Genomic DNA, 22,189 nt, shown 5'->3' with positions numbered 1-22,189 from the left:
CGGTGCCGCGGCGGCAAATGTGCGGCACAAAAACGACACATTGCTACGATCGTGTAGTGAATGGTTGCGCGCAGCCCCCGCCGTACCGGTCAAACCAGCCCGTCGAACAGCATCACCTCGACCGCGTCGCCGGCCTTGACCGAATCCTGCTCGTGGCCGAGCACGATAAAGCAGTTGGCCTCGCTCATCGAGCGCAGCACGCCCGAGCCCTGCTGGCCGGTGATGCGCACTTCCCACTCGCCGTCGCCGGCGCGCGCCAGGATGCCGCGCTGGTACTCGGTGCGCCCCGGCTTCTTGCGGATCGCCTGCGCGCTGCGCACGCGCAGCAGCGGCAGCGGCGGCACCGTCGCACCCATCAGCCGGTGCAGCGCCGCCCGCACGAAATGGTAGAAGGTGACCATCACCGCCACCGGATTGCCAGGCAGGCCGAACAGCAGGGCCGAGTGCGCGCCCGCGCCGTCGGCCTGGATCCGCCCGAACGCCATCGGCCGGCCCGGGCGCATGGCGATCTTCCAGAACGTGACATCGCCCAGGCGCGCCATGATCTGCTTGGTGTAGTCGGCCTCGCCGACCGAGACCCCGCCCGAGGTGATGACCGCGTCGGCGCTTTCGCAGGCGGTGCGGAAAGCGGCTTCGAGCGACTCGGGATCGTCGCGCACCACGCCCATGTCGAGCAGGTCCACGTTCATCCGGCGCAGCATGCCGTGCAGCGTGTAGCGGTTGGAGTCGTAGACGCAGCCGGGATCGAGCGGCTCGCCGATCGAGCGCAGCTCGTCGCCGGTGGAGAAGAACGCCACGCGCAGGCGCCTGCGCACCCGCACCTCGGCCACGCCCAGCGACGCCAGCAGGCCAAGGTCGGCTGGCTGCAGGATGCGCCCGGCCTGCAGCGCGGCCTGGCCACGGGCCAGGTCTTCGCCGCGCAGGCGCCGGTTGTCGCCGATACGGACGCAGTCCGCGGCAAAGCGGATGCGCGCGCCGTTGGCGACGGTTTCGACAAACTCCTGCGGCACCACCGTATCGCAGCCGGCCGGCATCACCGCGCCGGTCATGATACGCACCGCCTGCACCGCGGTCGGTGCCAGCGCGCCGGCACCGCCCGCCAGGGCGCTGCCGATCACCTCGAGCTCGACCGTGGCGGTCTGCGCCGCGGCCAGGGCCGCACCGTGGAAGGCATAGCCGTCCATCGCCGAGTTGTCATGCGCCGGCACGTCGATGGTCGAGACGATGTCCTCGGCCAGCACCCGGTCCAGCGCACTGCGGATCGGCAACTGCTCGATGCCGCGCACCGGCTCGACCACCTCGCCGATGATGCGGTTGGCCTGGTCCACCGGCAATGCCGTGGGATCGTAGTCGGACAGGCAGGAAATGACGGATTGCAAGGAGGGCATGGCGGCTCGGCGGGGATTCAGCGCGCTTCGTGCGCGCGTAGTTCGTCCAGGGTGTTGATATTGGCAAAGGCCGCGGCGTCGTCGAACAGCACCTCGGCCAGCCGCTGCGAGGCGGCCCAGGTCTCGATCTTGCGGCCGCCCCCGGAAAGATAAGCCACCAGGCTGTCGAGCGCACTGACCGGCATCAGGCAGAACACCGGCTGGGCCTGGCGCCGGCCATCCTGGTCCAGCGTGACCGGGATCGCCAGCTCGGCGCCTTCGGCCTCGATCGCCTGTGCCAGGCGCGCCACCAGGTCGGTCGGCAGGAACGGCGAATCGCACGGCGCCGTCACCATCCACGGGGTCGCGCATTGTTCCAGGCCGGCCAGCATCCCGGCCAGCGGGCCGGCGAAGTCGGGCACGGAGTCGGTGTAGACCGGCACGCCGAAGGACTCATAGGCGGCCAGGTTGCGGTTGGCGTTGATCATCAGCCCGCCCACCTGGGGCGTGAGCCGCATCATCGTGTGCATCGCCATCGGCGTGCCATGCAGCGGCTGCAGGCCCTTGTCGGTGCCGCCCATGCGGCTGCCCCTGCCGCCTGCGAGAATCAGGCCGGTAATGTCGTCGCGTGCAATCATGGAGTTCGATGTGCGGCGGGTTCAGCCGCCGATATAGGACATCTCGATCTTGCGCTCGGCGCGTTTCGCGCGCACTGCCGGGTCGCTGCGCTGCTCGGAATAGTTGTCGGTGCGGCCCTGCCATACCTGCGCGATGGCGTTGGAGATTTCCAGTTCGCTGTAGCCGCCGCGCAGCAGCGCGCGCAGATCGAAGCCCTCGGTGGCGAACAGGCACAGGTAGAGCCGGCCTTCGGTGGACAGCCGGATGCGGCTGCAGTCGCCGCAGAAGGCGTGGGTGACGCTGGAGATCACGCCGATCTCGCCGGCGCCGTCGCGGTAGCGCCAGCGTTCGGCGGTCTCGCCCGCATAGTTGGCCAGCACCGGTTCGAGCGGAAATTCGGCGTCGATGCGCTTCACCACTTCGGCCGACGGCAGCACTTCGTCCATCTGCCAGTGGTTGCTGGCGCCGACGTCCATGAATTCGATGAAGCGCAGGATGATGCCGCTGTGGCGGAAGTGGCGCGCCATCGGCACGATTTCCTGGTCGTTGGTGCCGCGCTTGACCACCATGTTGACCTTGATCGGCGCCAGGCCCACGGCCTGCGCGGTCTCGATGCCGTGCAGCACGTCGGCGACGGCGAAGTCGACGTCGTTCATGCGACGGAAGGTGGCATCGTCGATCGCGTCCAGGCTGACGCTGACCCGTGTCAGGCCCGCGTCGCGCAGCGCGCGCGCCTTGCGCGCCAGCAGCGAGGCATTGGTGGTCAGGGTCAGGTCCAGCGGCTTGCCCGACACGGTTTCGATCTTCGCCAGCATCTCGACCAGGTGCTCGATGTTCTTGCGCAGCAGCGGCTCGCCGCCGGTCAGGCGGATTTTCTCGACGCCGTGGGCCACGAACAGGCGCGCGGTGCGCTCGATCTCCTCGAAGCTGAGCAGCTCGGAATGCGGCAGGAAGGTGTAGTCCTTGTCGAACACTTCCTTCGGCATGCAGTAGACGCAGCGAAAGTTGCAGCGGTCCGTCACCGAGATGCGCAGGTCGTGCAGCGGCCGGCCGCGGCGGTCGGCCACCAGTCCGGTCGGCGCAACCAGGTTGCCGGGAATGCTGGGCGTCATCGAGCGGTAGCGATGGTCGCGCAAGTCGAAAATCGGGATGACGGATTCGGTCATAGCCTGTGGGTGGCACGGCGTCCGGGGAGCGCGACGGCAACGCAGGAAGCGATGTGGCGCGGGCGCTCGGGGGACCGGATGCTTTCTGCTGCCATTCTAGCCGAGGCCGGGGCGGGGCATCCGCATCCCGCGGTGATGACGGGGATTCATCCAGCGCGCCGCCCATGAAAAAAGGGGACGGCCAGGCCGTCCCCTCATGCTTTGGCTGCCGCGCAGCGGCGTCGCTTACTGCTGCGATGCCATCTGCACTTCGCGGCTGCCGGTTTCCACCAGGATCATCGGACCCTGGGGCAGCGGCGGCAGCGGCTTGCGCTCGCGCGGCACGCGCGGGGCGGGCACGATGCGGGCGGCGGCTTCCTGGGCCGAGCGCAGCTTGTCGCTGTCGGTATGGACCCATTGCAGCCCGGCGGTGGCCAGCATCGGCTCCAGGTTTTCCAGCGACGCCGGCGCTGCGGCGGCCACCGGGGCCGGTGCCGGTGCCTGGGCTACCGGCTCGGCCGCCGGAGCGGTTTGCGCAACCGGTGCCAGCACGGGCTCCGGTGCGGGGGTGGCGGCGGGGGCAGCGGCCGGCACGACCGGCGCAGCGGTTTCCACCGCGGCGCTGACGGCAGGCTCGGCGCCGGCTTCGGCGGCAACGGCCTCCGTCACCGCCACGGCCACCGGCGTGACAGTCTCGGCAGGTTCGGCAGCTGGCGCGGCCTCCGGCTGGACCGCCGGGGTGGCTTGCGCCGCCGGGGCCGGCGTCACATCTGCCGGCACCGCGATGCGGACTGCTTCGACGGCTTCGGGTGCGGCTTGCGCGGCCACGGCCGGCTGCTGCGCGGGCTCGGCCGGTGCGCCGGCTTCGGCGCTGGCCGGGGCGAAGCCTTCGCCTTCACCCGCCACGCCTTGCACCGACTCGTCGCGTTCGCGGCGATAGCGGTTGCGGCCACGGCGGTTGCGGCGGCGGCGTTCCTCGCCCTCGGCGGTCTCCGCGCTTTCGGCGATACCTTCGGCGACAGCTTCGGCGCCTTCCGGCAGTTCGGCGCGGGCCTGGGTGTCTTCGTTCAGGGCCTGCGGCAGCACGCCCAGGGCCTGGGCGGCAGCGATGGCTTCCGGCTGCGGCGCTTCGCCGGCTTCGGCTTCGCGCAGTTCGCTGCGCTCGCGCTGGCGTTCGCGCTGGCGCTCGCGGCGTTCCTGGTTGCGGTCGCGGCGGCCTTCCTGGCGAGCCTCGGCGCGTTCACCCTGGGCGCGCTCGGCGGGCACGGCCTCGGCCTGGCGCGCCACGGCCGGCGCTGCCTGGCCTTCACCTTGCTGGCGCGGCTGGCGGCCCTGGCGTTCGCCACGGCCCTCGCGCTGCTCGCCGCGCTCTGCGGCCTGGCGTTCGCCACGCTCGCCGCGTTCGGTGCGTTCGCCGCGCTCGGCACGTTCACCGCGCTGGCCGCGGCCCTGGCGGTCGCCACGCTCAGCGCGTTCGGTGCGTTCGCCGCGTTCGGCGCGCTCGCCACGCTGGCCGCGGCCTTCGCCACGCGGACCGCGCTCACGACGGCCATCGGCGCTGCGGGTTTCCGCGGCGGCTGCCGGCTTGGCCGGCTCCACCACCGGCGGAGTGGCCGGGCGCGCACCGAACAGGCCCTTCAGCCAGGCGATAAAGCCGCCGGCTTCCACCGGCTTGGTGGCCGGCACGGGCGGCGCCACCGGCGCGGCTTCCGGGCGCGGCGCGCGCTCGGGGCGCGGCACCGAGACCGGGGCGGGCTGCTCGGGCGTGATGCCCTTGACCGCGGCTTCCTGGCGCGGCTTGGCTTCTTCCTTGCGGCGGCTGCTGTAGCTGGTGTCGGCTTCCAGTTCCTTGGCGGCAGCCTCGGCCATCTTGTAGCTGGCGGTGCTGTCTTCCAGGCGCGGGTCGTCGTGGCGCAGGCGCTCCAGCTTGTAGTGCGGCGTTTCCAGGTGCTTGTTGGGAATCAGCAGCACGTTGACCTTGAAGCGCAGCTCGATCAGGTTGATTTCCTGGCGCTTCTCGTTCAGCAGGAAGGCGGCGACCTCCACCGGCACCTGGCAGTGGATGGCAGCGGTGTTTTCCTTCATCGCCTCTTCCTGGATGATGCGCAGCACCTGCAGGGCGGACGATTCGGTATCGCGGATATGGCCGGTGCCGTTGCAGCGCGGGCAGGTGATGTGCGAGCCCTCGGACAGCGACGGGCGCAGGCGCTGGCGCGACAGCTCCATCAGGCCGAAGCGGCTGATCTTGCCCATCTGCACGCGCGCGCGGTCGTGGCGCAGCGCGTCCTTCAGACGCGTCTCCACGTCCTTCTGGGCCTTGCCCGACTCCATGTCGATGAAGTCGATCACGATCAGGCCGCCCAGGTCGCGCAGGCGCAGCTGGCGGGCGATTTCGTCGGCGGCCTCGAGGTTGGTGCGCAGCGCGGTTTCCTCGATGTCGGCGCCCTTGGTGGCGCGCGCCGAGTTCACGTCCACGGACACCAGTGCCTCGGTGTGGTCGATCACGATGGCGCCGCCAGACGGCAGCATCACCATGCGCGAGTAGGCCGATTCGATCTGGTGCTCGATCTGGAAGCGCGAGAACAGCGGTACGTCGTCGCGGTACTTCTTCACGCGGTTCATGTTGTCAGGCATCACCACGCTCATGAAGGCGCGCGCCTGTTCGTAGATCTCGTCGGTGTCGATCAGGATCTCGCCGATATCCGGCTGGAAGTAGTCGCGGATGGCGCGAATCACCAGGCTGGATTCGAGGTAGATCAGCAGCGGCGCCTTGTTGTCGCCGGCGGCGCCGTCGATGGCCTTCCACAGTTGCAGCAGGTAGTTCAGGTCCCACTGCAGTTCCTCGGCCGAGCGGCCGATGCCGGCAGTGCGGGCGATGATGCTCATGCCTTCCGGCACGGTCAGCTGCGCCATGGTCTCGCGCAGCTCCTGGCGGTCTTCGCCCTCGATGCGGCGCGACACGCCGCCGCCGCGCGGGTTGTTCGGCATCAGCACCAGATAGCGGCCGGCCAGCGAGATGAAGGTGGTCAGGGCCGCGCCCTTGTTGCCGCGCTCTTCCTTTTCGACCTGGACGATCAGTTCCTGGCCTTCATGCAGGGCGTCCTGGATGCGCGCGTTGCGCACGTCGATGCCTTCCTTGAAGAAGGCGCGCGCGACTTCCTTGAACGGCAGGAAGCCGTGGCGCTCTTCGCCGTAATTGACGAAGCAGGCTTCCAGCGAAGGTTCGATACGGGTGATGACACCCTTGTAGATGTTGCCCTTGCGCTGTTCGCGCCCGGCAGTCTCGATGTCGATATCGATCAGCTTCTGACCGTCGACGATGGCGACGCGCAATTCCTCCTGTTGCGTCGCGTTGAACAGCATGCGTTTCATCGCAATACCTCACTCCAGTGTCGCGGGTGGCACCGTCTGGGCGGTGTCCGCGGCGATCCATGGAGCACGCGAGGGAGCGAGCGAGGCGCGAGAATTGCCGGAAAGCGCCGCTGCGCAAGACATGCGGGCGGCTGGGCGCGGGTGAAAGAGAGCGATGACGTCGGGGTAACGACCGCAGGGCAGGAGAGAACACCGGAGGCTGCTCTTGCGCAGACATCCGGCGCATTCCCGTGCCGGAGGCGATGCTGGGCGCCGGCGCAACCAGCGCCGGCGGCATCGCGGCCGGCCGCGGAAGGCCTAGACGCGTCAAAGAGCAAATTTTTCGGACACGGCAAGGTTGCCGTTGCTGCCTGACTTCTCCTGGCGGGCGCACCTACTACTTCTTGGAGTTCTGCGACCGGGCGCCGGTAACTTTCAGTCAGGCGGCAGGTCAACCTGCCGGCCGGCACCGTTTCCCGGTGCGGGCGGGACTTCTCTCACCGAAGCGGATGCCGGCTGCGGCATCCGCCCTTAAATTCTGTTTTACCTGAACACTCAGTTCCCACGTCACCGCCTGCCCGTGCCGAAGCCACCTTTGGGCGACTTCCTGCATGCCGGCGGCACCGTGCGTGCTGCTTTTTTGCTGCCATTTGCCCGTCTGGCGCTTGGCGTAACGCGAATTGCGGGAGACGGGCGGGGTCGACGGCAACCCCAAGTGTAGAATGCGAAAAATCGAATAAAACTCGAAGATCCATCGCTTACACAGGTCTTGCGCTGCCGGCCTCGAGCCGGAACAGCGAGGAAATTATATTGAAAATGAATGAGTTACGCCATCAAATTGAAAAGGCTGCCGAAGCTGCGCCGGCCAGCCCACAGGTGGCGTATGTCACGATTGACGAAGGCTCCGAAGGCCAGCGCATCGACAACTTCCTGTTGAAGGTGGCCAAGGGGGTACCCAAGAGCCATATTTACCGGGTGCTCCGTTCGGGCGAGGTTCGGGTGAATAAGGGGCGTATCGATGCCACTTATCGCCTCCAGTCGGGCGATGTGGTGCGCATCCCGCCGATGCGGGTGGCGAGCGCGGCGCAATCCGGCGCGGCGCCGGTGCCTGCCGGGGAATTCCCGGTGTTGTTCGAAGACTTGCACCTGCTGGTCATCAACAAGCCGGCCGGCGTCGCCGTGCATGGCGGCTCGGGCGTCGCCTTCGGCGTGATCGAGCAGCTGCGCCGGTCGCGGCCGCAGGCCAAGTTCCTGGAGCTGGTGCACCGGCTGGACCGCGAGACCTCAGGCATCCTGGTGCTGGCGAAGAAGCGCTCGGCGCTGGTCCACCTGCATGAGCAGATTCGCGGCAACACCATGGACAAGCGTTACTTCGCCTGCGTCGCCGGCGAATTTCTCAACGCCCGGCAGCACGTGAAGCTGCCGCTATATAAATACAGCACGCCGGACGGCGAGCGCCGGGTGCGGGTACAGGCCGACGGGCTGGCCTCGCATACCGTGTTCAACCGGATCGAGGCCTTCCAGGGTTTCACGTTGCTGGAGGCGGAACTGAAGACCGGCCGCACGCACCAGATCCGCGTCCACCTGGCGCACTCGGGTTTCCCGATCGTTGGCGACGAAAAATACGGCGATTTCTCTCTCAACAAGTCGCTGGCGCGTTCCGGCGCCCGACCGGGCATTAAGCGCATGTTCCTGCACGCGCACCGGCTGGTGTTTATCCACCCGGGCACCGGCGAGCCGCTGTCCGTGGAGGCGCCCCTGCCCGACGAGTGCGTCGGATTCCTGCAACAATTGCGTGAATTGCACGCCCCGGAGTAGGGTAGTGCTTCAAACGTCACAAGGATTTCCATGGCCAGGCAACAATTTGACCTGATCGTTTTCGACTGGGACGGCACGCTGATGGACTCGACCCCGACCATCGCCAAGTGCATCCAGCTCGCCAGCCGGGACCTGGGCCTGCCGGTGCCGGACGACAGCGCCGCCAGCCATGTGATCGGCCTGGGTCTGAAGGACGCGCTCTCATACGCAGTGCCGACGCTGGATCCCGCCGACTATCCGCGGCTGGCCGAGCGCTACCGCTACCATTTCCTGACCCGCGACGCCGATCTGGTGCTGTTCGAAGGCGTGCGCGAAATGCTCGAGACGCTGCGCGGGGAACACTATTTCCTTGGCGTGGCCACCGGCAAGACCCGCGTCGGCCTGCAGCGCGCGCTGGCGGCCACCGGCCTGACCGCGCTGTTCGACGCCACGCGCTGTGCCGACGAGACCTTCTCCAAGCCGCACCCGGCCATGCTGCATGAGCTGACGCGCGAGCTTGGCCAGGACGTGGAGCGCACGGTGATGATCGGCGACACCACCCATGATCTGCAGATGGCGGTCAACGCCGGCGCCAAGGGCCTTGGGGTCTGTTACGGGGCGCATCCGGCCGAGTCGCTGCGCGCGATGGCGCCGGTGCACTGCGCCAGCTCGATCTCCGACCTGACCGAGTGGCTGCTGGCCCATGCCTGACGCGGCCTCCGGCCAGGCGCCGGTGCGGCTGTGCGCCGCCGATGCATTGCAGGAGGGCGGACTTGGCGTGCGCTTCTCCGTGGCGCTCGACCGGCGCGAGATCGGCGCCTTTGTGGTGCGTTTCGACGGCGTTGCCCATGCCTACCTGAACCAGTGCGCGCACGTGCCGATGGAGCTGGACTGGCAGGAGGGCCGGTTCTTCGATGCCTCGGGCGTATACTTGATGTGCGCCACTCATGGCGCGGTGTACGCGCCGGATAGCGGCGAGTGCGTTGGCGGTCCCTGCCGCGGGGCCGCGCTGGCCAAGCTGGAGGTCGAGGAGCACGATGGCCAGGTCTACTGGCTGCCGCGGGCCCCGTATCGCGCCCCCGAGCCTTCCGGCGGCGCCTGAATGGATTTCCACGAGCGATTTGCATGACAGAACAACAGAAGCCGCCCTCGGATGAACCCAACGAACCGGGGCAGCCGGACGCGCGCAAGCCGGCCGGCGAGGCCGGGCCGGCGCCCGAGCCGGAGTCCGAGCGCCTGGTGACCGCGAAGCGCGCCGATTTCCCGCTGGAGGACGAACTGCGCGCGGGCGATGACGCCGCGCGGCAGGAGGCGCGCGAGCGCAAGGCGCGCTTGGCCGGCGCCACCGCCAGCGGACAGGTGGGCGGAGGCTGGGAGCGCGATGTGCTGGAAAAAGTACTAACCGAATCGCTGCGCGAGCAGCGCGCGGCGCGGCGCTGGCGCATTTTCTTCCGCCTGGTGACCCTCGGCCTGCTGGCGCTGATCCTGTTCGCGGTGTTCGACTTCAAGGGCGATGGCGCTATCACCGCCTCCGGCCGCCACACCGCGATGGTCACACTGGAAGGGGAGATCGCCGCCGGCACGCCGGCAAGCGCCGAAGCGATCAACGCTTCGCTGCAGGCGGCCTTTGCCGACAACAACGCCGCCGGGGTGATCCTGAAGATCAATTCGCCCGGCGGCTCGCCCGTGCAGGCGGGCATCATCAACGACGAGATCCAACGCCTGCGCGGCCTCTATCCCTCCAAGCCGCTGTACGTGGTGGTAGAGGAAATCTGTGCGTCCGGCGGCTATTACGTGGCGGCGGCGGCCGACAAGATCTATGTCGACAAGGCCAGCATCGTCGGCTCGATCGGCGTGCTGATGGATGGCTTCGGCTTTACCGGGCTGATGGACAAGCTGGGCGTGGAGCGCCGGCTCTACACCTCGGGCGCCAACAAGGGCATGCTCGACCCATTCTCGCCGCAGGTGCCGAAGCAGAAGGCCTTTGCCGAAGCCATGCTCAAGCAGATCCACCAGCAGTTCATCGACGTGGTCAAGGAAGGCCGCGGCGACCGGCTCAAGGACGACCCGGAGCTGTTCTCGGGCCTGTTCTGGTCGGGCGAGCGCAGCGTGGCGCTGGGGCTGGCCGACGGGCTGGGCAGTGCCGAGTACGTGGCGCGCGACCTGTTCAAGGCCGAAGACATCGTCGACTACACCGTCAAGGAGAACATCGCCGAGCGCGTGGCCAAGCGCTTTGGCGCGGCCGTGGGCACCGCGGCGATGAAGACCATGCTGTGGAGCACCGGCATGCAGGGCATGCGTTGAAGCCTGGCGCGGCAGCGTGTGAACAAAGGGGGGCGCAAGCGCCCCCTTTGTCATTTCCGTGCAGTGGTTTGCCCTAGAGGGCGAGCAGCGAGAAGATCGCCGGGCGCTTGTGCAGCGCGATCCGCTCGGGGCGCCAGTCCGACAGCGGCAGCGTGACGATGGTCTCGCCGGGCAGGGTCAGGTCCACCGCCACGGACAGCAGCGTGGTGCCGGCGCAATGCTGGCGCATGGCCTCCAGCAGCGCGCCGTTGCGGTACGGCGTTTCGATGAAGACCTGGGTCTGGCTGGCCTTGCGCGAGCGCTGTTCCAGTTCGCGCAGCCGCTGCGCGCGCTCGTTGGCATCGACCGGCAGATAGCCGTTGAAGGCAAAGCTCTGGCCGTTCAGGCCCGAGCCCATCACCGCCAGCAGGATCGAACTGGGCCCCACCAGCGGCCGCACGCGGATGCCGCGCGCATGCGCCAGGCGCACCAGGTCGGCGCCGGGGTCGGCCACCGCCGGCACGCCGGCTTCCGACAGCAGGCCGCCGTCGCGCCCGGCCTGCAGCGGCGCCAGCAGCGCCGCCAGGGCGTCGGCGCGCGTATTCACATTCAGTTCCTGGATCTCGATCTGCTGGATCGGGCGCGCCAGCGGCGTGGTTTCGCCCAGTTTCTTCAGGAAGGCGCGCGCGGTCTTGGCGTTCTCGGCGACGAGGTAGTCCAGCGCGGCCGCGATCTGCTGCACGCCGGCCGGGATCACGTCGGCCAGCGGATCGGCTTCGTCGCGCTTGCCCAGGGTATTGGGGATCAGGTAGAGGGTGCCGCTCATCGTGGGAGGGTGAGGTGGATGCGATTCATGCGGTAAGGAGAGGGTAGCCGGCCTGGCGCAGCATGCCGGTCAGCGCGATCAGCGGCAGGCCGACCAGCGCGGTGGGATCGTCGGACTCGACCCGCGCCAGCAGCGTGATGCCGAGTCCCTCGGACTTGGCGCTGCCGGCCACGTCGTAGGGGCGCTCCAGCTGCAGGTAGGTCTCGATTTCGGCGTCGCTGAGATCGCGCATCGTCACGCGGGTTTGCACGTCGGTCAGCTGCGCGCTTCCCGTGCGGGAATCGAGCAGGCACAGTGCCGAGTGAAAGGTGGCGGTGCGGCCACGCATGCGGCGCAGCTGCGCCACGGCGTTGTCGTGCGTGCCCGGCTTGCCCATCTGGGCGCCGTCCAGCGTCAGCACCTGGTCCGAGCCGATCACCAGCGCGCCGGGGTGGCGCGCCGCGATGGCCTCGGCCTTGCGCTGCGACAGCCGCAGCGCCGTGGCCTCGGGCGCTTCGCCGGCCAGCGGGGTTTCGTCGATGTCCGGCACCGCGACTTCGAAGGGAATGCGCAGCCGCGCCAGCAGTTCGCGGCGGTAGGGCGAGCCGGAGCCGAGGATCAGCCGGGGGCGAGGATCTGGAGACATAAGTAATAGAATCAGGACAGGAAGCCGTGTGGCTTCCGGAGCAAGGCCTTTGACCTCGGGAAGGTTTACACCGTATAATCGCGCGTTTAGCCGCATCCGCACCCGGGCGCAGTGCCGCCAATGTGCGCGGCCCGCAATCCGTCAGGTAATGAATGTGGCGAACCCGTCATTGATTTGCGACAGGAGCCACGCACATGACCCAGTCGACTGACCTGCGCGCGCTTGACCTCTTCGCCATGTGCCGTAAGGGTGAAAGCCTGGCCGGCGAGGTGGCGGTGCGGGATTTGCCGCGCATCTTAGCCGAGACCGCCGCGCAAGCGCCAGCCTCGGCACCCGATGAGACCTTCGCCTATACGGCAACCGGCTTCGTCCGCGAAGAGGCGGCCGAGCCCGGCGCCCCGGTGGCGCAGCGGCTGTTCCTCGAAGTGACGGTGCAGGGCCGGATGTGGCTGGATTGCCAGCGCTGCCTGGCGCCCTATGCCCAGCCGATCGATACGGCGACGCGTTTCGAGGTGGTGGAAAGCGAAGAAGCGGCCGACGCCGCGCCGATGGACGACGACGAGGTCGACGTGATCGCCGGCTCGAAGCGGTTCTCGCTGCTGGAACTGATAGAAGATGAAGTGCTGCTGGCGTTGCCGGTGGCACCCAAGCATGACGTCTGCCCGACGGTGCACGAAAGCCTCGTGACCGGATCGGACGGCGAGGCCCAGCCTGAAGCTGAGCCTGAGGAAGAAAAGCGGCCTTCGCCCTTCGCGGCGCTGGCCGGCCTGAAGACCCGGCATTGAAGCCGCCAGCGCGCGGCCTGCAGGGTCTTGCAGGTGAATCTGAAGCATCCGGCCGGGCCCCGGCTACGCCTTGGGCGGGATGCGTGTGTTAATATTGAAAAATTCTCGAAGGAGTCATCATGGCTGTTCAACAGAACAAGAAGTCGCCGTCCAAGCGCGGCATGCACCGTTCGCACGACCACCTGTCGGCCGCACCGCTGGCCGTCGAGCCGACCACCGGCGAAACCCACCTGCGCCACCACGTGAGCCCGAACGGCTACTACCGTGGTCGCAAGGTCATCAAGACCAAGAACGACTGATAGCTTCGCTAGGCGTGACGTTGCGTCTCGCTCGCGCATGCCTGTGGGTCGGACAATAATCGGTCAGACACAAAAAAGCGGCAAGATCGTTGCCGCTTTTTTGTTGGGCGCTCGGAATTCCCGCCGGGCGTGGCGTGCGCCGCCGCGCTATCCGTACCAGGAACAATGACGATCAAAATCGCTATCGACTGCATGGGCGGCGATCACGGAGTTTCCGTGACGGTGCCCGCGGCGATCAGTTTTCTTTCCCGCCACGACGATGCCGAGATGGTGCTGGTCGGCTTGCCCGACGCCATCCGGGCGCAGCTGAAGAAGCTGCACGCGCTGGACCATCCGCGCGTCAGCATCGTCGAGGCCACCGAGGTCATCACCATGGATGACCCGGTCGAGGTGGCGCTGCGCAAGAAGCGCGACTCCTCGATGCGCGTTGCCGTCACCCAGGTCAAGGAAGGCCTGGCCGGCGCCTGCATTTCCGCCGGCAACACCGGGGCGCTGATGGCGGTATCGCGCTACGTGCTGAAGACGCTCGAAGGCATCGAGCGGCCGGCCATCGCCACCACCATTCCCAACGAACAGGGCTGGGGCACCACGGTGCTGGACCTTGGCGCCAATGCCGACTGCGAGCCGGAGCACCTGCTGCAGTTCGCGCGCATGGCCGAGGCCATGGTGGCCGTCGTCGATCACAAGGAACACCCCACGGTAGGCCTGCTGAACATCGGCGAGGAAGTCATCAAGGGCAACGAGGTGGTCAAGCGCGCCGGCGAACTGCTGCGCGCCTCGGAGCTGAATTTCTACGGCAACGTGGAAGGCAACGACATCTTCAAGGGCACCACCGACATCGTGGTCTGCGACGGCTTCGTCGGCAATGTGGCGCTCAAGAGCACCGAGGGCCTGGCCAAGATGATCGGCAGCATGATCAAGGAAGAATTCACTCGCTCGTGGTTCACCAAGCTGCTGGCCGCGGTCGCCATGCCGGTGCTGTCGCGCCTGGCCAAGCGGCTCGACCCGGCGCGCTACAACGGCGCGTCGCTGCTGGGCCTGCGCGGGCTGGTGATCAAGAGCCACGGCTCGGCCGATGCCCATTCTTTTGAGTGGGCTATCAAACGCGGGTATGATGCCGCCAAGAATGGCGTGATCGCCCGTATCACCCGGGCCTTTGCCGATAAATCCAGCGCCGCAGGCGGTGCCCAGCCCGCCCCGGAGACAGAGGCGCCTGGCGCGCATCCCAGCCCCCACGTCGCCTGAGCGCCACCGCGCGCCGGTCAAGCGTGCCGGCGGGCCATACGATCCGACAATACATGACCAAGTACGCAAAAATCATCGGTACCGGGAGCTACCTGCCTCCGCGGCGCGTGACCAACCATGAGCTGGCGGCGCAGCTTGCCGAGAAAGGCATCGAGACCAGCGACGAGTGGATCGTCTCGCGCAGCGGCATCTCGGCGCGCCACTGGGCCGAACCCGATGTGACCAGCAGCACGCTGGCGGTCAAGGCAGCCGAGCAGGCCATCGAGGCCGCCGGCATCGACCGGCAGGACATCGACCTGATCATCGTCGCCACCTCGACGCCGGACTTCGTGTTTCCCAGCACCGCCTGCATCGTGCAGGAAAAGCTGGGCATCACCAACCACTGCCCGGCCTTCGACCTGCAGGCGGTGTGCTCCGGCTTTGTGTACGCGCTGGCCACCGCCGACAAGTTCATCCGCAGCGGCTCGCACCGCAATGTGCTGGTGATCGGTACCGAAGTGTTCTCGCGCATCCTCGACTTCAACGACCGCACCACCTGCGTGCTGTTCGGCGACGGCGCCGGCGCGGTGGTGCTGTCGGCGTCCGACGAGCCGGGCATCCTGTCCAGCGCCATGCATTCGGACGGCAGCCATGTCGACATCCTGTGCGTGCCGGGCAACGTCGCCGGCGGCAACATCACCGGCAACCCGTTCCTGCACATGGACGGCCAGGCGGTGTTCAAGCTCGCCGTGAACGTGCTCGACAAGGTGGCGCGCGAAGCCATGGAAGCCGCCAGCGTGTCGCCCGACCAGGTCGACTGGCTGATTCCGCACCAGGCCAATATCCGCATCATGCAAGGCACGGCAAAGAAACTGGGCCTGCCCGCCGAGCGCATGGTCGCCACCGTGCACGAGCACGGCAACACCTCGGCTGCCTCGATCCCGCTGGCGCTGGACGTCGCCGTGCGCGACGGCCGCATCCGCCCGGGCCACACCGTGCTGATGGAAGGCGTGGGCGGCGGCTTCACCTGGGGCGCGGTGCTGCTGCGCATGTAATACGCGGCCGGTGCCCAGGCGTGCCGTGCAGGCACGACTTGCCACGGCGCCGGCCCCCGATTTCTTGTTAGGGTTTCCATCCGATGAAATTCGCTTTCGTATTTCCCGGCCAGGGTTCGCAGTCGGTCGGCATGCTCAATGCCTTCGCCGACAACGCCGTGGTGCGTGCCACCGTGGAAGAAGCCTCGGCCGCGCTCGGCCAGGATCTCGGCCGCCTGATCGCCGAAGGCCCTCCCGAAGAACTGAACCTGACCACCAATACGCAACCGGTGATGCTGACCGCCGCCGTGGCGATCTACCGTGCCTGGCTCGATGCCGGCGGTCCGGCGCCGGCGCTGGTCGCCGGCCACAGCCTGGGCGAGTACTCGGCGCTGGTGGCCGCCGGCGTGATCCCGTTTGCCGACGCCGTGCCGCTGGTGCGGTTCCGCGCGCAGGCCATGCAGGAAGCCGTGCCGGTGGGCGAGGGCGGCATGGCCGCAATCCTCGGCCTGTCGGATGACGACGTGCGCGCCGCGTGCGCCGAAGCGTCGGCCGCGGGCGTGGTCGAGGCCGTCAACTTCAACGCGCCGTCGCAGGTGGTGATCGCCGGCCACAAGGGCGCGGTCGAGAAGGCCTGCGAGATCGCCAAGGCCAAGGGCGCCAAGCGCGCGCTGCCGCTGCCGGTGTCGGCGCCGTTCCACTCGTCGCTGCTCAAGCCCGCCTCCGACCGCCTGCGTGAGCGCATGGCCGGCCTGGCTTTTGCTGCGCCGTCGATCCCGCTGGTGAACAACGTCGACGTCGCCATCGTCAGCGATCCGGAGGCGATCAAGGATGCGCTGGTGCGACAGGCCGCCGCGCCGGTGCGCTGGGTGGAGTGCGTGCAGAAGATGGGCGCCGAAGGCATCACCCACGTGATCGAATGCGGTCCGGGCAAGGTGCTGGCCGGCATGACCAAGCGCATCGACGGCAACCTGAGCGGTGGCGCGATCTTCGATCCGGCCTCGCTGCAGGACACGCTGGCACTGCTGAAGTAAGCAACAGGACAACCGCATGACCAAACTTCTCGACAATCAGGTTGCGCTGGTCACCGGCGCCTCGCGCGGCATCGGCCGCGCCATCGCGCTCGAACTGGCGCGGCAGGGCGCCACCGTGATCGGCACCGCGACCAGCGAAGCCGGCGCGGCCGGCATCACCGACTACCTCGGCGCCGAAGGCCTGAAGGGCAAGGGCGCCGTGCTCAATGTCAACGACGCCGCGGCCTGCGATGCGCTCATCGACGAGATCGTCAAGAGCCACGGCGGCATCGGCGTGCTGGTCAACAATGCCGGCATCACGCAGGACCAGCTGGCGATGCGCATGAAGGACGAGGACTGGCTGGCCGTGATCCAGACCAACCTGACCTCGGTGTTCCGCCTGTCGCGCGCGGTGCTGCGCCCGATGATGAAGGCGCGCCAGGGCCGCATCATCAATATCACCTCGGTGGTGGGCTCGGTCGGCAACCCCGGCCAGATGAACTACTCCGCGGCCAAGGCCGGCGTGGCCGGCATGACCCGCTCGCTGGCCGCCGAAATCGGCAGCCGCAATGTGACCGTCAATTGCGTCGCGCCGGGCTTTATCGATACCGACATGACCAAGGCGCTGTCCGAAGAGCAGCATGCTTCGCTCAAGACGCAGATCCCGCTGGGCCGCCTCGGGCAGCCCGAGGATATCGCCAATGCGGTAGCCTTCCTGGCGGGTCCGCAAGCCGCCTACATCACCGGCACCACCCTGCATGTGAACGGCGGGATGTACATGAATTAATGGTTTTCCGGCGCTCTTTTTCGGTTCAGAAGCCGGAAGAAGCTGCCGGAAGTCGTAGTTTTCCGAACCAATCGGGCGCGATTCTTGCAAAGCTTGGCAGGCAGCATTTCTGTTGTCCCAAACCTGCTAAAATGCGCCCACTTTTTGTCGAACTTCCCTGGAGGGTTACATGGACAATATCGAACAACGCGTCAAGAAAATCGTTGCAGAACAGCTTGGCGTGGCCGAGGCAGACATCAAGAACGAATCCTCGTTCGTGAACGATCTCGGTGCGGACTCGCTGGACACGGTTGAACTCGTGATGGCGTTGGAAGATGAATTCGGCATGGAAATTCCTGATGAGGAAGCCGAAAAGATCACGACCGTGCAACAGGCTATCGACTACGCCACCGCGCACGTCAAGGCCTAAGCCCGTCGTCTCTGCATTCCGAGCCACAGAAGGCAGGTGGGCGGGCCGTTGCGGCCGCGCCTTGCTGTTTTCTGTGGCTTTCGTCTGTTCGAAGAAGCAGAATGGAATGAGCTTCGCCGCGCGGCCCGCTGGGCCGGCGGCGGGCAACTCCGCGTTCCGTTCCCGTTTCACGCACCCGTAGGAAAACATAGTGAGCCGTCGTCGCGTCGTCGTCACTGGGCTTGGCCTTGTGTCTCCGGTCGGAAACACGGTTGCCGAAGGCTGGGCCAACCTGGTAGCCGGCAAGTCCGGCATCGCCACCATCACCAAATTCGATCACTCCGCGCTGTCCGTGCACTTCGCCGGCGAGGTGAAGGGTTTCAATGCCGAGGACTACATCCCGGCCAAGGAAGCCCGCAACATGGATACGTTCATCCATTACGGCATCGCGGCCGGGACGCAGGCGCTCAAGGACAGCGGCCTGGAAGTGAACGAAGCCAATGCCGAGCGCATCGGCGTGCTGGTCGGCTCGGGCATCGGCGGCCTGCCGATGATCGAGGATACCCATGCCGTGCTGAGCGAGCGGGGCCCGCGCCGGATTTCGCCGTTCTTCGTGCCTGGCTCGATCATCAACATGATCGCCGGCCACCTGTCGATCATCCACGGCATCAAGGGCCCGAACCTGGCCGCGGTGACGGCATGCACCACTGGCCTGCACAGCATCGGCCTGGCCGCCCGCCTGATCCAGGCCGGCGATGCCGACGCCATGCTGGCGGGCGGCGCCGAATCGACCGTGTCGCCGCTCGGCATCGGTGGCTTCGCCGCCGCGCGCGCGCTGTCGACCCGCAACGACGATCCGGCAGCAGCCTCGCGTCCGTGGGACAAGGACCGCGACGGCTTCGTGCTGGGCGAGGGCGCGGGCGTGATGATGCTGGAAGAGTACGAATCGGCGAAGGCGCGCGGCGCACGCATCTATGCCGAGCTGATCGGCTTCGGCATGAGCGGCGACGCCTACCACATGACCGCACCGAACATGGACGGCCCGCGCCGCTGCATGGTCAATGCGCTCAAGGATGCCGGCATCAACACCGACCAGGTGCACTACCTGAACGCGCACGGCACCTCCACGCCGCTGGGCGACAAGAACGAGTCCGATGCGATCAAGGCCGCATTCGGCGACCAGGCCTACAAGATGGTGGTGAACTCGACCAAGTCGATGACCGGCCACCTGCTGGGCGGCGCCGGTGGCCTGGAATCGGTCTTCACCGTGCTGGCGCTGCACCACCAGGTCTCGCCGCCGACGATCAACCTCGACAACCAGGATCCCGAGTGCGACCTGGACTACGTAGCCAACACGGCGCGCGAGATGAAGATCGACGTGGCGGTGAAGAACAACTTCGGTTTCGGCGGCACCAACGGCACGCTTGTTTTCCGCCGCGCCTGATCCGTGGTTGAGGCGGGCCCTTAAGGAGTTCCATAAGGGGCTGCGCCATGGCAGGGTCCACCCTCTGGGGTGGACCCTGTTCGTGTTTTGTGCCGGCGAATTGCTGGCGCTCGCGCTGCTGGCGCGGACGCTGGCCGACGCCATCGCCGGCAGCCGGGCCGGATTCCTGTGGTGGCACCTCGCCGCGGCCATGGGCCTTGCACTGGGCGCCGTGGCGGCCCTGCGCGCGTGGCCGGCATGGTGGCGCGGCCTGCGCTGGACCTGTACGGCCGTGCAGGATGCCGATGCCGAAGGATCCCTGCGACTCTGGCTGGAAGCACCGGGCGGTGCGCGGCGCGAGGCCATCGTGCGGCAGTGCTGGCAGATCGGAGGCGCTACGGTGGTGTGCCTTGCCCCCGGCGGCGCCGCCATGCCCGGCGTCATTCTTCTCCCCTGGCAGGCCGCCGGCCCCGAGCTGGCGCGCTGGCTGCGACGGTCCGCGCGAGTTGCACTGCGGGTGCAACCTGATGCCCGGACAGGGAACGATTTTGTTAGCTTGCGGTCACAGGATGCGCGTTGCTTCACCGGGCGGGCTGAGAATCGTAGGTAAAATACAACGTTTGTCGTGACGACCAAACCAAGAGATACACTGCAGGTGAGCCATACGTGAGCGAACGCGAAGCCGATCAGCTCCTAGTTGAACGCGTCCAGCAGGGCGACAAGCGGGCCTTTGAACTTCTGGTGACCAAATACCATCGGAAGATCATTCGCCTGATTTCGCGCCTGGTCAGGGATCCCGCTGAAGTCGAGGATGTGGCGCAGGATGCCTTCATCAAGGCATACCGCGCCTTGCCCCAGTTCCGCGGGGAGTCGGCCTTCTACACGTGGCTGTACCGGATCGCCGTCAACACCGCCAAGAACTACCTGGCCACCCAGGGCCGCCGCCCGGAAGCGTCCAGCGATATCGATGCGGAAGAGGCTGAAACTTTTGCGGACGGTGAACAACTAAGGGATATCAATACGCCGGAGTCGATGCTCCACACGCGGCAAGTCGCCGAGACGGTGAACCGCGCGATGGAAGCACTTCCGGAAGAATTGCGGACCGCCATCACGCTGCGCGAGATCGAGGGCCTCAGCTACGAGGAAATCGCCGAAGCGATGGGATGCCCGATCGGCACGGTGCGCTCGCGGATCTTCCGCGCGCGCGAGGCGATTGCCGAGAAATTGCGCCCGCTACTGGGAACGGCAGAGGGCAAGCGGTGGTAATTGGCGGTTCAGGTAGTAGAGAAGAATGTCGTGCGGCCAGCGTTGCAGCCTATTCCTGCATCGATAAGCGACAGCAGTAACGGGATTATCGGTGTTCAATGGAATGTCTTGGGGTGGGAAATGGGTCAGGCTCATAAGCAGTCGGTTCATGTAGTGGAAGCAGCGGAGCAGATCTCCGTATTGATGGATGGCGAACTGGCGCCGCATGAAGTCGATGCCGTGCTGGATCTCGCGAAAGGCGAGGCCGGCATTTCGGACTGGACCACATACCAGTTGATCGGCGACGCGCTGCGGTCCGAAGACCTGACGCAGGCGGGCTCCACCGCCGATTTCCTCTCGCGTTTCTCCGCGCGCCTGGAAGCCGAGCCGCACGTGCTGGTGCCGGCGGTGGCGCAGGCCAGCGCCCGCCATCGCCTGCTGGTCAGGCCGTCGTGGGTGCGCCGCGTGATGCCGGGCACCGCGATCGCCGCCGCCGTGGCCGCGGTCAGCTGGGTGGTGGTGCCGCAGTTGCGCGGTCCGGCCACGGTCGGAACGCCCGACGCTGTGGTGGCCCGTGCCGAGCAGCCGGCCGCCGGCCAGGCCACCGGCATCGTCACGGTTGCCGCGGACGCGCCGCAGATGATCCGCGACCCGCGCCTGGACGAATACCTGCGTGCGCATCGCACTTCAGTGGCAACGGATGCTTTCGTGCCGTCCATGCGCACGGTTGCCAACGGTGCGAACTTCACTCAGGAAAATACGCAGGAATAATGCCGGACATGCATAAAGGAGGTTCGTCCGCCTATGTAGCGGGCGCGCAGAGAATTAGGGCCCTGCGCAGGTCCTTTTTTCTGGCCTTGTGTCTGAGCGCTGCCGCGGCCACCGCGCAGCCTTCGGACAATACGCTGAACCGACGCGACGCCACTGCCTGGCTCAACAAGATCCATAAAGCCGCCCAGCGCGAGAATTATGTCGGCACGCTGATCTACCAGCGCGGCAGCGTCATGCACGCCTCGCGCATCCAGCATTACAGCGACCTCGTCCACAACGAATACGAGCGGCTGGAAACCCTCGACGGCAAGCCGCGTGAAGTGCTGCGGCAGAACGACGTGGTGCACAGCCTGATCCCCGAAGCCAAGCTGGTGGTGGTGGAAAAGCAGGAAGCCAAGGACCGCTTCCCGGCGCTGCTCGCCACCAACAAGAACGATGTGCTGGACCTGTACGACATGCGCAAGATGCCCGCCGAGCGCGTGGCCGGCATGGAGTGCGAGGTCTTTGCGCTGGAACCTCACGATGCCGCGCGTTACGCGGTGCGCCTGTGGGCGGAAAAGAACTCCGGCCTGCTGATGCGCGCGCAGACCATTGGCGACGGCGGCAAGGTGCTGGAGCAGGTGGCGTTCTCGCAGGTGCAGATCGGGGTTCCGTCCGAGAAGCAGCGCATCCTTGGCGCGATCAAGAATTCCAGCAACTGGAACCACTATGAGGTGACCTACCAGCCCACCAATATCGCCGACGAGGGTTGGTCGATCGCGGTGCCGCTCAAGGGGTTCCAGAAGATCCGCGAGGTTCGCCGCCCGCTCGGCGAGCTGCGCACGCCCAACCCGGGCAATGCCCGCGGTCAGGTGTTCGAAGTGCTGCAGGTCGTCTACAGCGACGGGCTGACCGGCCTGTCGGTCTTTATTGAGCCGGTTTCCGAGCAACGTGCGCGCCGCGAAGGCGTGGCCGCGCTCGGTGCGACCCAGGTCGTGGTGCGCCGGGTTGCCGATTTCTGGATTACCGTGGTGGGCGAGGTGCCGGCGAGCACCGTGCGCCAGTTTGCGACGGCCGTAGAGTACCGTCCGCCCAAGACGGTACACTGAGCGTGAGCCGGTGCGGCCGGCGCCCGGATTCCGTCCGGGGCCGGCTCCAAGAAACCGGCGCAGGGGTCCCCGCCACGGGATCACATCCAGTCGGTTTTTCTTCTTTTCGCTGAATCCCGG

General features: G+C 67.1%; 22 protein-coding genes. 16 read left to right on the top strand and 6 right to left on the bottom strand.

Annotation, left to right across the window (positions count from 1 at the left end):
• Positions 1-89 precede the first annotated feature (89 nt).
• The 4 genes from moeA to CBM2588_RS11685 all read right to left on the bottom strand — a co-directional run bounded on the left by moeA (position 90) and on the right by CBM2588_RS11685 (position 6,502).
• Positions 90-1,388: a molybdopterin molybdotransferase MoeA gene (gene moeA, locus CBM2588_RS11700; RefSeq protein ID WP_115680649.1), complete on the bottom strand. Its 1,299-nt coding sequence runs from the start codon at positions 1,386-1,388 to the stop codon at positions 90-92.
• A 17-nt stretch (positions 1,389-1,405) separates the two neighbouring features.
• On the bottom strand, positions 1,406-2,005 hold the full coding sequence (mobA, locus tag CBM2588_RS11695) for a molybdenum cofactor guanylyltransferase MobA (RefSeq protein WP_115680648.1): 600 nt from the start codon (positions 2,003-2,005) through the stop codon (positions 1,406-1,408).
• A gap of 21 nt (positions 2,006-2,026) precedes the next feature.
• Entirely contained in the window at positions 2,027-3,151 is a 1,125-nt protein-coding gene (gene moaA, locus CBM2588_RS11690; RefSeq protein WP_115680647.1) for a GTP 3',8-cyclase MoaA, read from the bottom strand.
• Between the two features lie 225 nt (positions 3,152-3,376).
• Entirely contained in the window at positions 3,377-6,502 is a 3,126-nt protein-coding gene (locus CBM2588_RS11685) for an Rne/Rng family ribonuclease (protein ID WP_115680646.1), read from the bottom strand.
• A gap of 795 nt (positions 6,503-7,297) precedes the next feature.
• Between CBM2588_RS11685 and CBM2588_RS11680 the strand changes: the two genes are divergently transcribed.
• Genes CBM2588_RS11680 through CBM2588_RS11665 form a run of 4 tightly spaced genes read left to right on the top strand, consistent with a single transcriptional unit; the run spans position 7,298 to position 10,582 of the window.
• Entirely contained in the window at positions 7,298-8,299 is a 1,002-nt protein-coding gene (locus CBM2588_RS11680) for an RluA family pseudouridine synthase (protein WP_115680645.1), read from the top strand.
• A gap of 30 nt (positions 8,300-8,329) precedes the next feature.
• Entirely contained in the window at positions 8,330-8,989 is a 660-nt protein-coding gene (locus tag CBM2588_RS11675; RefSeq protein WP_115680644.1) for an HAD-IA family hydrolase, read from the top strand.
• Entirely contained in the window at positions 8,982-9,380 is a 399-nt protein-coding gene (locus CBM2588_RS11670) for a Rieske (2Fe-2S) protein (protein WP_115680643.1), read from the top strand. Before CBM2588_RS11675 ends, CBM2588_RS11670 begins: the two co-directional genes overlap by 8 nt.
• Positions 9,381-9,403: 23 nt before the next feature.
• On the top strand, positions 9,404-10,582 hold the full coding sequence (locus tag CBM2588_RS11665) for a S49 family peptidase (RefSeq protein WP_115680642.1): 1,179 nt from the start codon (positions 9,404-9,406) through the stop codon (positions 10,580-10,582).
• Between the two features lie 73 nt (positions 10,583-10,655).
• Here the strand turns inward: CBM2588_RS11665 and CBM2588_RS11660 are convergent, their stop codons facing one another.
• Together CBM2588_RS11660 and CBM2588_RS11655 are read right to left on the bottom strand one after the other, a co-directional pair.
• On the bottom strand, positions 10,656-11,387 hold the full coding sequence (locus CBM2588_RS11660; RefSeq protein ID WP_115680641.1) for an SAM-dependent methyltransferase: 732 nt from the start codon (positions 11,385-11,387) through the stop codon (positions 10,656-10,658).
• 25 nt (positions 11,388-11,412) lie between these two features.
• Positions 11,413-12,012, bottom strand: a complete 600-nt coding sequence (locus tag CBM2588_RS11655; protein ID WP_115680640.1) for a Maf-like protein — start codon at positions 12,010-12,012, stop codon at positions 11,413-11,415.
• 194 nt (positions 12,013-12,206) lie between these two features.
• Here CBM2588_RS11655 and CBM2588_RS11650 point away from each other — a divergent pair, with 194 nt between their 5' ends.
• The 12 genes from CBM2588_RS11650 to CBM2588_RS11595 all read left to right on the top strand — a co-directional run bounded on the left by CBM2588_RS11650 (position 12,207) and on the right by CBM2588_RS11595 (position 22,069).
• Positions 12,207-12,797 (top strand): DUF177 domain-containing protein, encoded by a 591-nt coding sequence (locus CBM2588_RS11650; protein WP_115680639.1) that lies wholly within the window; start codon positions 12,207-12,209, stop codon positions 12,795-12,797.
• A 119-nt stretch (positions 12,798-12,916) separates the two neighbouring features.
• The gene (gene rpmF, locus CBM2588_RS11645; RefSeq protein ID WP_010814675.1) at positions 12,917-13,096 is read left to right on the top strand and encodes a 50S ribosomal protein L32; all 180 of its coding nucleotides are present in this window, start codon (positions 12,917-12,919) and stop codon (positions 13,094-13,096) included.
• A gap of 165 nt (positions 13,097-13,261) precedes the next feature.
• The gene (plsX, locus tag CBM2588_RS11640; protein WP_062800881.1) at positions 13,262-14,341 is read left to right on the top strand and encodes a phosphate acyltransferase PlsX; all 1,080 of its coding nucleotides are present in this window, start codon (positions 13,262-13,264) and stop codon (positions 14,339-14,341) included.
• Between the two features lie 53 nt (positions 14,342-14,394).
• Positions 14,395-15,375 carry a beta-ketoacyl-ACP synthase III gene (locus CBM2588_RS11635; protein WP_012353318.1) on the top strand — a complete coding sequence of 327 codons (981 nt, stop codon included), beginning with the start codon at positions 14,395-14,397 and terminating at the stop codon, positions 15,373-15,375.
• An 83-nt stretch (positions 15,376-15,458) separates the two neighbouring features.
• On the top strand, positions 15,459-16,388 hold the full coding sequence (gene fabD, locus CBM2588_RS11630) for an ACP S-malonyltransferase (RefSeq protein WP_115680638.1): 930 nt from the start codon (positions 15,459-15,461) through the stop codon (positions 16,386-16,388).
• Between the two features lie 16 nt (positions 16,389-16,404).
• Positions 16,405-17,154, top strand: coding sequence for a 3-oxoacyl-ACP reductase FabG (fabG, locus tag CBM2588_RS11625; protein WP_092309615.1), 750 nt, complete (start codon positions 16,405-16,407; stop codon positions 17,152-17,154).
• Between the two features lie 169 nt (positions 17,155-17,323).
• Entirely contained in the window at positions 17,324-17,563 is a 240-nt protein-coding gene (acpP, locus tag CBM2588_RS11620; RefSeq protein ID WP_008644813.1) for an acyl carrier protein, read from the top strand.
• A gap of 190 nt (positions 17,564-17,753) precedes the next feature.
• Positions 17,754-18,986, top strand: coding sequence for a beta-ketoacyl-ACP synthase II (gene fabF, locus CBM2588_RS11615; protein WP_115680637.1), 1,233 nt, complete (start codon positions 17,754-17,756; stop codon positions 18,984-18,986).
• A complete protein-coding gene (locus tag CBM2588_RS11610; protein WP_231942132.1) occupies positions 18,967-19,575 on the top strand; it encodes a hypothetical protein in 609 nt (202 codons plus the stop codon). The genes fabF and CBM2588_RS11610 overlap by 20 nt, the downstream gene beginning before the upstream one ends.
• 56 nt (positions 19,576-19,631) lie before the next feature.
• Positions 19,632-20,231, top strand: a complete 600-nt coding sequence (gene rpoE / locus CBM2588_RS11605; RefSeq protein WP_010814682.1) for an RNA polymerase sigma factor RpoE — start codon at positions 19,632-19,634, stop codon at positions 20,229-20,231.
• Positions 20,232-20,351: 120 nt separating this feature from the next.
• A complete protein-coding gene (locus CBM2588_RS11600; protein WP_115680635.1) occupies positions 20,352-20,981 on the top strand; it encodes a sigma-E factor negative regulatory protein in 630 nt (209 codons plus the stop codon).
• 8 nt (positions 20,982-20,989) lie between these two features.
• Complete coding sequence (locus CBM2588_RS11595; protein ID WP_115681467.1) at positions 20,990-22,069, top strand: MucB/RseB C-terminal domain-containing protein; 1,080 nt, start codon at positions 20,990-20,992, stop codon at positions 22,067-22,069.
• Positions 22,070-22,189: the final 120 nt, after the last annotated feature.

It is taken from the genome of Cupriavidus taiwanensis (genome assembly GCF_900250075.1).
Taxonomy (GTDB): Bacteria; Pseudomonadota; Gammaproteobacteria; order Burkholderiales; family Burkholderiaceae; genus Cupriavidus; species Cupriavidus taiwanensis_C.
This window is presented reverse-complemented; position numbering and strand designations above follow the sequence as displayed.

What these genes read in the sequence shown, in the direction of transcription:
- CBM2588_RS11685 (WP_115680646.1), bottom strand. Translation starts at nt 6,502, where the DNA reads ATGAAACGCATGCTGTTCAACGCGACGCAACAGGAGGAATTGCGCGTC.
- fabG (WP_092309615.1), top strand. Translation starts at nt 16,405, where the DNA reads ATGACCAAACTTCTCGACAATCAGGTTGCGCTGGTCACCGGCGCCTCG.
- CBM2588_RS11680 (WP_115680645.1), top strand. Translation starts at nt 7,298, where the DNA reads ATGAATGAGTTACGCCATCAAATTGAAAAGGCTGCCGAAGCTGCGCCG.
- CBM2588_RS11600 (WP_115680635.1), top strand. Translation starts at nt 20,352, where the DNA reads ATGGGTCAGGCTCATAAGCAGTCGGTTCATGTAGTGGAAGCAGCGGAG.
- CBM2588_RS11660 (WP_115680641.1), bottom strand. Translation starts at nt 11,387, where the DNA reads ATGAGCGGCACCCTCTACCTGATCCCCAATACCCTGGGCAAGCGCGAC.
- CBM2588_RS11650 (WP_115680639.1), top strand. Translation starts at nt 12,207, where the DNA reads ATGACCCAGTCGACTGACCTGCGCGCGCTTGACCTCTTCGCCATGTGC.
- rpmF (WP_010814675.1), top strand. Translation starts at nt 12,917, where the DNA reads ATGGCTGTTCAACAGAACAAGAAGTCGCCGTCCAAGCGCGGCATGCAC.
- CBM2588_RS11670 (WP_115680643.1), top strand. Translation starts at nt 8,982, where the DNA reads ATGCCTGACGCGGCCTCCGGCCAGGCGCCGGTGCGGCTGTGCGCCGCC.
- moeA (WP_115680649.1), bottom strand. Translation starts at nt 1,388, where the DNA reads ATGCCCTCCTTGCAATCCGTCATTTCCTGCCTGTCCGACTACGATCCC.
- CBM2588_RS11595 (WP_115681467.1), top strand. Translation starts at nt 20,990, where the DNA reads ATGCATAAAGGAGGTTCGTCCGCCTATGTAGCGGGCGCGCAGAGAATT.
- CBM2588_RS11675 (WP_115680644.1), top strand. Translation starts at nt 8,330, where the DNA reads ATGGCCAGGCAACAATTTGACCTGATCGTTTTCGACTGGGACGGCACG.
- CBM2588_RS11635 (WP_012353318.1), top strand. Translation starts at nt 14,395, where the DNA reads ATGACCAAGTACGCAAAAATCATCGGTACCGGGAGCTACCTGCCTCCG.
- acpP (WP_008644813.1), top strand. Translation starts at nt 17,324, where the DNA reads ATGGACAATATCGAACAACGCGTCAAGAAAATCGTTGCAGAACAGCTT.
- plsX (WP_062800881.1), top strand. Translation starts at nt 13,262, where the DNA reads ATGACGATCAAAATCGCTATCGACTGCATGGGCGGCGATCACGGAGTT.
- CBM2588_RS11655 (WP_115680640.1), bottom strand. Translation starts at nt 12,012, where the DNA reads ATGTCTCCAGATCCTCGCCCCCGGCTGATCCTCGGCTCCGGCTCGCCC.
- CBM2588_RS11665 (WP_115680642.1), top strand. Translation starts at nt 9,404, where the DNA reads ATGACAGAACAACAGAAGCCGCCCTCGGATGAACCCAACGAACCGGGG.
- moaA (WP_115680647.1), bottom strand. Translation starts at nt 3,151, where the DNA reads ATGACCGAATCCGTCATCCCGATTTTCGACTTGCGCGACCATCGCTAC.
- mobA (WP_115680648.1), bottom strand. Translation starts at nt 2,005, where the DNA reads ATGATTGCACGCGACGACATTACCGGCCTGATTCTCGCAGGCGGCAGG.
- fabD (WP_115680638.1), top strand. Translation starts at nt 15,459, where the DNA reads ATGAAATTCGCTTTCGTATTTCCCGGCCAGGGTTCGCAGTCGGTCGGC.